Below are 8,963 nucleotides of genomic sequence, written 5' to 3' on the forward strand. Positions count from 1 at the left end.
GGAAAGCACATGGCTCAGGAGCAGTGCTGCACCTGTGGGAGCCGGCTTGCCGGCGATGAGGCCAGACCTGCCATCAGGCCTTGATGTGCTGCTCGATGAACGCCTGGCGCCACACCGCTGCAGCGGGCAAGGCCAGGAAAAACGGGTTGAGCAGCGACTCGCGCGGCGGGTAGCGGAACGGCTGCCCATCCAGGCCGATCACCTCACCCCCGGCACCTTCCAGCACGCCTTGCGCCGCTGCGGTGTCCCACTGCGACGTCGGCGCCAGGCGCGGGTAGCAGTCGGCGCTGCCTTCGGCCAGCAGGCAGAACTTCAGCGAGCTGCCGATATTGGCCAGCTCAAGCGCCCCCACCGCAGCCCCCAACCCTGCCAGCAACGCCTCCTGCTGCGGGCTGGAGTGGCGACGGCTGGCCACCACGGTGAAGCGGCCGTCGGCTGGCGGCGCGTTGCGCACCTGGATCGGCAGGGCATCCGCGCCGGCCTCTGCGCGCCAGGCGCCCAGTTTGCGCCCACCGAAATAGCAGCGCCCGCTGGTCGGCATCGACACCACGCCAAACACCACCTCGCCGTTTTCGATCAGGGCGATGTTGACGGTGAACTCTTCGCTGCCGGCAATGAACTCCTTGGTGCCGTCGAGCGGGTCGACCAGCCACCAGCGTTGCCAGCCCTGGCGGGTAGCCAGGGGGATATTGCAGTCTTCCTCTGACAACACCGGGATCTGCGGCGCCAGCGCCTGCAGGCCGTCGGCGATCACCTGGTGCGCGGCCAGGTCGGCGGCGGTCACCGGCGAGTCGTCGGCCTTGCTGGTCACCGCGACATCGGCGCGCCAGAACGGCAGGATCGCGTCGCCGGCCAAGCCGGCCAGCTTGACCACTTCGAGCATCAGTTGCTGGTCGTTCATACCTCGAGCAGCCCCCGCTGGATCAGCAGGTCACGGGCCAGGTACAGCGCCGCCAACGCCCGCCCCTCGGTGAACTGCGGGTGCATGGCCAGGGCCGAGAGCTCGCGCAGGTTGACCTTGTCGACGCGCATCGGCTCGGGCTCGTCGCCTTCCAGCCGCTCTTCGTACAGGTCGCTGGCCAGCACCACCTGGATCTTCTGGCTCATGTAGCCCGGCGACAGCGACAGCTCGGTCAGGTGCTCCAGCTGGCGTGCGCCAAACCCGGCCTCTTCCTTGAGCTCGCGGTCGGCCGCAGCCAGCACGTCCTCACCCGGTTCGATCAGGCCCTTGGGTAACGACAGCTCGTATTCATCGGTGCCGCCGCAGTATTCCTCGACCAGCACCGCGTGTTCGGCGTCGAGCATGGCCACGATCATCACGGCGCCATAGCCATTGCCACGGCCGACCAGGCGCTCGTAGGTGCGCTCGTTGCCATTGCTGAAGCGCAGCTGCACGGCCTCGACGCGGAACAGGCGGCTGCTGGCGACGATTTCGCGGCTGAGGACGGTGGGTTTCTGGCGCATGGGGCGGCTCCTTGGCGTGAACGGGTTACTATACCGTGGCTTGCCGACTGAACGAGAGTTTCCCATGCCTGTTCTTCCCTGGTCCGCCATCGATACCGTCCTGCTGGACATGGACGGCACCCTGCTCGACCTGCACTACGACAACCGCTTCTGGCTCGACCACCTGCCCCAGCGCTACGCCGAGCTGCACGGGGTGAGCCGGGCCATGGCGCAAATGGAGCTGCAGCCGCTGTTCGAGCGCAACGCCGGCACCCTGAACTGGTACTGCCTGGACTTCTGGAGCCGCGAACTGAAGCTGCCGATCCGCGAGCTCAAGCGCGAGATCGCCGACCTGATCGCCCTGCGGCCGGATGCCGATACCTTCCTGGCAGCCATCCGCCAGGCCGGCAAGCGCGTGGTGATGATCACCAATGCCCACCGCGATTCGCTGTCGCTGAAGCTGGAGCGGGTGGAGCTGGCGCCGTATTTCGAGCGGCTGATCAGCTCGCATGACTATGGCTACCCCAAGGAGAGCCCGCAGTTCTGGGATGCGCTGCAGGCGGATATCGGCTTCGAGCCGCAGCGCAGCCTGTTCATCGATGACACGCTGGCCATCTTGCGCAGTGCGCAGCGCTTTGGTGTGGCGCACCTTTTGGCGGTGCGCCAGCCGGACAGCCAGGCGGCGCCGCGCGATACCCAGGAGTTCGCGGCGGTGGAGGATTATCGGGAGTTGCTGGTGGGGCTGTGATGGCCCTGTCGCCGGCAAGCCGGCGCCCACAGGAAACGCGATGGCCAACCTGTGGGAGCCGGCTTGCCGGCGATGAAGCCCATGAAGATCTATCAGTCAGGAATACGCAGCACCTGCCCCGGGTAGATCTTGTCCGGGTGCGACAGCATCGGCTTGTTCGCCTCGAAGATCTTGTTGTACTGGTTGGCATTGCCATACACGACCACGGAGATGGCTGACAGCGTGTCGCCCTTCTTCACGGTCACGAACCGCGCGGCCTTGACCACCGGCCCGGTCACGGTGATCTGGTCATCGACGCTGGCCACGCCATTGATATTGCCCGCCGCCAGGATGATCTTTTCCTTCTCCTCCTGGCTGGCCACCTCGCCCTTGAGGATGATCTTGTCACCCTCCACGGTGGCGGTGATGTTGGGGTTGCCCAGGCCGACACTTTCCACGTGCTTCTTCAACTGCTCCTCGGCGTTGGCGTTGCCGGGGGTCAGCAGGTCGATCAACTTCTCGCCGGCTTCCTTCACGAAACTGAACAGGCTCATGACGCGCTCCTTGTTGACGTATACCTTCGGAGCAAGGAGTCTAGGCCAGCTTTGCCCACCCCGCCCCTTGCCGCTCATCGACGCGCTCTATCAAGGCATAGACCCTAGCGATTAGACGCGCGCAGCCCGCCGGCCTAGGCTGGTGCTATCAGATAGCCGCCGGTAGTCAGCCCCGATGAACAGCAAACCTCCGGTCTGCGCGGCCTCCACGCCTCTGGCCCTGCCCGCCGCCAGCAATACCTACGACTATGCCCAGCTCGACGATGGCGAGCTGGCGAGCACACCACTGGCCGAGGAAGTGGCCCTGGCCATCGCCTACAACGGCCTCAACCAGGCAGTGATGCTGGTCAGCCCCACCGACCTTGAAGACTTTGCCGTCGGCTTCAGCGTCGGCAGCGGCATTGTCGAAGGCACGGCAGAAATCTACGACCTGAAACTCTCCGGCAGCGGCTCGGCGATGTATGCCGACCTGGAAATTTCCAGCCGCGCGTTCTGGAACCTGAAGAACCAGCGCCGCCAGCTGGCCGGCACCAGTGGCTGCGGCCTATGCGGGGTCGAGGCCCTGGAGCAGGCGCTGCCGGAACTGGCCGCGCTGCCGGGCGCCCCGCTGCCGCCGGCGCAGTGGCTGGCCGGCCTGCGCCAGCGTATCGATGCCTTCCAGCCACTGGGCCAGCATTGCGGCGCCGTGCATGCAGCGCTGTTCATGAATGACCAGGGCGAGCTGCTGCTGGGCCGCGAAGACATCGGCCGGCACAACGCCCTCGACAAACTGATCGGCGCCCTGCTGCGCCAAGGCATCAGCACCACCGGCGGGCTGGCCATCGTCACCAGCCGCTGCAGCCTGGAGCTGATCCAGAAGGTGCTGCGCGCCGGCATCCAGACCCTGGTCAGCCTGTCGGCGCCCACCGGCCTTGCCCTGCAATGGGCGCGCAAGCACAACCTCAACCTCATTCACCTGCCCAAACACAGTGCACCGCGGGTCTATAGCCCAGCGGCGGAGTCGTAACAGCCGTGACCTCGTACCAGAACCTTCCGGATAACGCCCCAGCCTCCTCCCCTCGCTACCAGCCCTACCACGGCCCCGCCGGTGGTTGGGGCGCGCTGCGCAGTGTGGCCAAGGCCTGGGTCGGCAGCGACAACGCGCTGAAGAACATCCGCGCGCTGCTCAAGACCAACCAGAACGGCGGCTTCGACTGCCCGGGCTGCGCCTGGGGCGACTCGCCCGAGAGCGGCATGGTCAAGTTCTGCGAAAACGGCGCCAAGGCGGTCAACTGGGAAGCCACCAAGCGCCGCGTCGACGCCGCCTTCTTCGCCCGCTACAGCGTCAGCGCCTTGCGCCAGCAGAGCGACTACTGGCTCGAGTACCAGGGCCGCCTGACCGAGCCGATGGTCTACGACCCGCTCAGCGACCGTTACCGGCCCATCGCCTGGGACGCCGCCTTCGCCCTGATCGCCCGCGAGCTGAACAAGCTGGCCAGCCCTGACCAGGCCGAGTTCTACACCTCCGGGCGCGCCAGCAACGAAGCGGCGTATCTCTACCAGCTGTTCGTGCGTGCCTATGGCACCAACAACTTCCCCGACTGCTCGAACATGTGCCACGAAGCCAGCGGCGTGGCCCTGGGGCAAAGCGTCGGGGTGGGCAAGGGCACCGTCACCTTCGACGATTTCGAGCACGCCGACGCGATCTTCGTCTGGGGCCAGAACCCCGGCACCAACCACCCGCGCATGCTCGACCCGCTGCGTGATGCAGTGAAACGCGGCGCCCAGGTGGTGTGCATCAACCCGCTCAAAGAGCGTGGCCTGGAGCGCTTCCAGCACCCGCAGAACCCGCTGGAAATGCTCACCAACAGCGACCGGCCGACCAACACGGCGTTCTTCCGCCCGGCGCTGGGCGGCGACATGGCGCTGCTGCGCGGCATGGCCAAGTTCGTTTTGCAGTGGGAGCGCGAGGCGCAGGCCAAGGGCGAGCCGGCCGTGTTCGACCATGCCTTCATCGCCGAGCATGGCCTGGGGGTCGATGAATACCTGGCGGTGGTGGATGCCACCGCCTGGCAGCAGATCGAGGCGCAGTCGGGCCTGACACTGGCCGATATCGAACTGGCCGCCCGCATGTACTGCCGTGGCAAACGCGTGATCATGTGCTGGGCGATGGGCATCACCCAGCACCGCCACTCGGTGGCGACCATCCAGGAAATCGTCAACCTGCAGATGCTGCGCGGCAACATTGGCGCGCCCGGTGCCGGCCTGTGCCCGGTGCGTGGCCACAGCAACGTGCAAGGCGACCGCACCATGGGCATCAACGAACGCCCGCCGCAGGTGCTGCTCGATGCCATCGAGCAACGCTTCGGCTTCCCGGTGCCCCGGCACAACGGCCACAACACCGTCGAGGCCATCCATGCCATGCTCGAGGGCCGCGCCAAGGTCTTCATCGGCCTGGGCGGCAACTTCGCCCAAGCCACCCCGGACACCGAGCGCACCGCCCAGGCGCTGCGCAACTGCGCGCTCACCGTGCAGATCAGCACCAAGCTCAACCGCAGCCACCTGATCCACGGCCAGCAGGCCCTGATCCTGCCGTGCCTGGGGCGTACCGACATCGACCTGCAGGCCGACGGGCCACAGGCCGTCACCGTGGAAGACTCCTTCAGCATGGTCCACGCCTCCAACGGCCAGCTCAAACCCCTGTCATCGCAGATGCGCTCGGAGCCTGCGGTGGTCGCCGGCATCGCCGCCGCGACCCTGGGCAAGCACCCGGTGGACTGGCATTGGCTGGTGGCCGACTACGACCGCATCCGCGACCTGATCGGCGACACCATCGCCGGCTTCAGCGGCTTCAACCAGCGCCTGCGCCAGCCCGGCGGTTTCTACCTGGGCAACAGCGCCGCCAGCCGCGAATGGAAGACCGCCTCGGGCCGCGCCAACTTCAAGGCCAACCTGCTGCCGGACAGCCTGCTCGATGCGCGTGTGCGCGCCAGCGGCCAGGTGCCGGACCTGATCATGCAATCGATGCGCTCGCACGATCAGTACAACACCACCATCTACGGCCTGGATGACCGCTACCGTGGCGTGCGTGGCCAGCGCGACGTGCTGTTCGCCAACGAAGCCGACATCGTCCGCCTGGGCTTCCAGCCGGGGCAGAAGGTCGACATCGTGTCGTTGTGGGGCGATGAGCACGTGCGCCGGGTGCATGGCTTCACATTGCTGGCGTTCGATATCCCGGCCGGGCAGGCGGCGGCCTACTACCCGGAAGTGAACCCGTTGATTCCGCTGGAGAGCATTGGCGAGGGTAGCCACACGCCGACTTCCAAGTTCGTCGCGATCAAACTGGAGCGTGCGCGGGACGATGGGCGCATCCTGTAAATCGACCGGCAAAAACGCAAAAAGCCCTGCTCCACAAGGGGTCAGGGCTTCGTCACAATTATTTCAGACCTGCAATATTCGAGAAAGTTTCATCGCAAAAACAATAACTTAGAGAATTGTGTACAAATCGTGCTACTCGTCGGATTTGCGTTGCCACGCGCACCTCGGAGCCTCAAATTTCGCCTCGTCATCCCTATGAGGCTCTGTTGATGAAGAAGTACTCCTCGATTCTGTTGTTGTCTTTCAGCTTGCTCAGCGGCGTTGCCATGGCCGGTGGCAATACCGAGGCCGGCATTGGCGGCGCACTAGGTGGGGTACTCGGCTCCGTGGTCGGCAACTCCATCGGTGGTAGCACTGGCGGTGCCATCGGCGCCGGCCTGGGTGGCGCCGCAGGCGGTGCCCTGGGTGCCGACAAGCGCCAGCGCGGCGAGGCGGCCATCGGTGGCGCGCTGGGCGCCGCTGGCGGCAACGTGGTCGGCCGCTCGGTAGGCGGCACCACCGGTAGCTACATCGGCGCAGCCGCAGGCGGTGGTGCCGGTGGCGCGCTGGGTAACTACATGGGCAACAAGGCCGATGAAGACGAGCGCCACGATGATCGCCGCTACCGTCGCAGTTACGACGACCGTCGTCACTATGACCGTGGCCGCCACTACGGCCACCGCAAGCACAAGCACTGGCGCCACTGATACCGGGGGCACCTCCCTGGTAGCAAAAAAGCCCCGCCCTCACCGGCGGGGCTTTTTCATGCCTGGGCTTCGAGCTGCAGGCCGGCCAGGATGCGCTGCAGCGGCTCAGGCAGGGGCACCGGCGTGCCGCTGGCGCGCTCGATGAACACCTGCACCACCGTGCCCGCCGCACAGGCATCCGCCTCGCCCGGGCGATACAGCGCCAGCCGGTACTCCACCGTGCTCCCCGCCAGGCGCGTCACGCCCAGGCCCACCTCCAGTACGTCGGGGAAGCCGGGTAGCGCGTAGAAGTCTGCCGCGGAACTGACCACGAAGGCCGCCAGCTCGCCCTCGCGCAGGTCGAACTCGGCCTGCTCCACCAGAAACGCCTGCACGGCGGTCTCGAAGAAGCCATGCACGGTGGCGCCGCCGATGTGGCCGTTGTGGTCGTTGTCCTGGGGGCGGGTGAGGATCGGGTGAAAGTGGGAAAAGGCTGTGCGGTTGGGGGATTCGATCATCGGGCTGACTCGTATCGTCGCAATGGATACTGTCAGTGAAACAGAATTTCCTGGGTTTGTGGCTGCCTGGTCGGGCCGTATCGCCGGCGAGCCGGCTCCCACAAGGTTGAGGGCGCTAGCAGTAAAGATATCAGGCACAAAAAAAAGCCGCCCCTGGGGGCGGCTTTCTCGTTGCAGCTGGCGTCAGCTTACAGCTGTGGGCCAGCGGCCTTGATGGCGTCGGACACGTCGAACTTCTTGAAGTTCTCGGTGAACAGGCCGGCCAGGCCTTTGGCCGCTTCGTCGTAGGCCGCTTTGTCAGCCCAGGTGTTGCGTGGGTTGAGCAGTTCGGTCTCGACGCCTGGAACGGCTTTTGGCACGTCCAGGTTGATGATGTCCAGGTGTTCGGTTTCGGCACCGACCAGAGCACCGCTCTGGATCGCAGCGATCACGCCACGGGTGGTCGGGATGCTGAAGCGCTTGCCGACGCCGTAGCCACCGCCGGTCCAACCGGTGTTGACCAGGTAGACCTTGGAGCCGAAGGCGTTGATGCGCTTGATCAGCAGCTCAGCGTATTCGCCGGCCGGGCGCGGGAAGAACGGTGCGCCGAAGCAGGTGGAGAAGGTCGACTTGATGCCGCCGCCCGAACCCATTTCGGTGGAACCGACCAGCGCGGTGTAGCCGGACAGGAAGTGGTAGGCCGCCTGCTCGTTGTTCAGGATCGAAACCGGGGGCAGAACGCCGGTCAGGTCGCAGGTCAGGAAGATGACTGCGTTCGGCTCGCCACCCAGGTTGGCTTCGGCGCGCTTGGCGACGTGCTCCAGTGGGTAGGCGGCGCGGCTGTTCTGGGTCAGGCTGACGTCGGCGTAGTCGGCGTGCTTGTTAGCGTCGAGCACGACGTTTTCCAGCACGGCGCCATGCTTGATGGCTTTCCAGATGACCGGCTCGTTCTTCTCGGACAGGTCGATGCACTTGGCGTAGCAGCCGCCTTCCATGTTGAAGACAACGCCCTCGCCCCAGCCGTGCTCGTCGTCACCGATCAGGTAACGGCTTTCGTCGGCCGACAGGGTGGTCTTGCCAGTGCCGGACAGGCCGAAGAACAGGGTTACGTCGCCTTCTTCGCCGATGTTGGCAGCGCAGTGCATTGGCAGCACGTCAGCGGCCGGCAGCAGGAAGTTCTGCACCGAGAACATGGCTTTTTTCATTTCACCGGCGTAGCGCATGCCAGCGATCAGCACTTTCTTGGCGGCGAAGTTGATGATCACGCAACCGTCGGAATTGGTGCCGTCACGCTCAGGCTCGCAGACGAAGTTGGCAACGTTGAGGATCTGCCACTGGTCGCGGCCAGCCGGGTTGAACTGCTCCGGGTTGATGAACAGGCAACGGCCGAACAGGTTCTGCCAGGCAGTCTGGGTGGTCATCTTCACCGGCAGGTAGTGCTCGGCGGCCGCACCTACGTGAACGTAGGAAACGAAGTGATCCTGGGCGTTGTTGAACGCCTCGACGCGGTCCCACAGGGCATCGAACTTGTCGGCCGGGAACTTGCGGTTGATCGGGCCCCAGGCGATGGCGGCCTGGGTGGAAGGTTCTTCGACGATGAAACGGTCAGCCGGCGAACGGCCAGTACGGTGGCCAGTTTCGACGACCAGTGCGCCAGTATCGGCCAGCACGCCTTCACCGCGGGACAGCGCTTCTTTAACCAGCTCATCGACGCTCAGGT

At 65.5% G+C, this 8,963-nt stretch carries 9 protein-coding genes; 4 read left to right on the forward strand and 5 right to left on the reverse strand.

The genetic code is table 11. The features are described from left to right. Positions 1 to 73: 73 nt before the first annotated feature. On the reverse strand, positions 74 to 901 hold the full coding sequence (gene cysQ / locus B3E94_RS07725; protein WP_286912967.1) for a 3'(2'),5'-bisphosphate nucleotidase CysQ: 828 nt from the start codon (positions 899 to 901) through the stop codon (positions 74 to 76). Further along, a complete protein-coding gene (gene nudE, locus B3E94_RS07730) occupies positions 898 to 1,464 on the reverse strand; it encodes an ADP compounds hydrolase NudE (RefSeq protein ID WP_176511956.1) in 567 nt (188 codons plus the stop codon). Before nudE ends, cysQ begins: the two co-directional genes overlap by 4 nt. 64 nt (positions 1,465 to 1,528) lie before the next feature. Here nudE and yrfG point away from each other — a divergent pair, with 64 nt between their 5' ends. Continuing rightward, positions 1,529 to 2,191 (forward strand): GMP/IMP nucleotidase, encoded by a 663-nt coding sequence (gene yrfG, locus B3E94_RS07735; protein WP_286912968.1) that lies wholly within the window; start codon positions 1,529 to 1,531, stop codon positions 2,189 to 2,191. A gap of 92 nt (positions 2,192 to 2,283) precedes the next feature. Here the strand turns inward: yrfG and lysM are convergent, their stop codons facing one another. Further along, entirely contained in the window at positions 2,284 to 2,724 is a 441-nt protein-coding gene (lysM, locus tag B3E94_RS07740; RefSeq protein WP_176511958.1) for a peptidoglycan-binding protein LysM, read from the reverse strand. A gap of 175 nt (positions 2,725 to 2,899) precedes the next feature. Between lysM and fdhD the strand changes: the two genes are divergently transcribed. From fdhD to B3E94_RS07755, 3 genes are all read left to right on the forward strand, one after another. Then, complete coding sequence (fdhD, locus tag B3E94_RS07745; RefSeq protein ID WP_236237918.1) at positions 2,900 to 3,730, forward strand: formate dehydrogenase accessory sulfurtransferase FdhD; 831 nt, start codon at positions 2,900 to 2,902, stop codon at positions 3,728 to 3,730. Positions 3,731 to 3,735: 5 nt separating this feature from the next. Next, the gene (locus B3E94_RS07750) at positions 3,736 to 6,081 is read left to right on the forward strand and encodes an FdhF/YdeP family oxidoreductase (protein ID WP_286912969.1); all 2,346 of its coding nucleotides are present in this window, start codon (positions 3,736 to 3,738) and stop codon (positions 6,079 to 6,081) included. Positions 6,082 to 6,290: 209 nt separating this feature from the next. Continuing rightward, positions 6,291 to 6,767, forward strand: a complete 477-nt coding sequence (locus B3E94_RS07755; RefSeq protein ID WP_176511961.1) for a glycine zipper domain-containing protein — start codon at positions 6,291 to 6,293, stop codon at positions 6,765 to 6,767. 56 nt (positions 6,768 to 6,823) lie between these two features. On the opposite strand, the gene B3E94_RS07760 is transcribed toward B3E94_RS07755, so the two are convergent. Beyond that, entirely contained in the window at positions 6,824 to 7,264 is a 441-nt protein-coding gene (locus B3E94_RS07760) for an acyl-CoA thioesterase (protein WP_286912971.1), read from the reverse strand. Between the two features lie 188 nt (positions 7,265 to 7,452). Next, positions 7,453 to 8,961 carry a phosphoenolpyruvate carboxykinase gene (locus B3E94_RS07765; protein WP_286912972.1) on the reverse strand — a complete coding sequence of 503 codons (1,509 nt, stop codon included), beginning with the start codon at positions 8,959 to 8,961 and terminating at the stop codon, positions 7,453 to 7,455. Positions 8,962 to 8,963: the final 2 nt, after the last annotated feature.

The sequence above is a fragment of the Pseudomonas sp. UBA6315 genome, assembly GCF_002438125.1.
Classification (GTDB): Bacteria; Pseudomonadota; Gammaproteobacteria; order Pseudomonadales; family Pseudomonadaceae; genus Aquipseudomonas; species Aquipseudomonas faucium.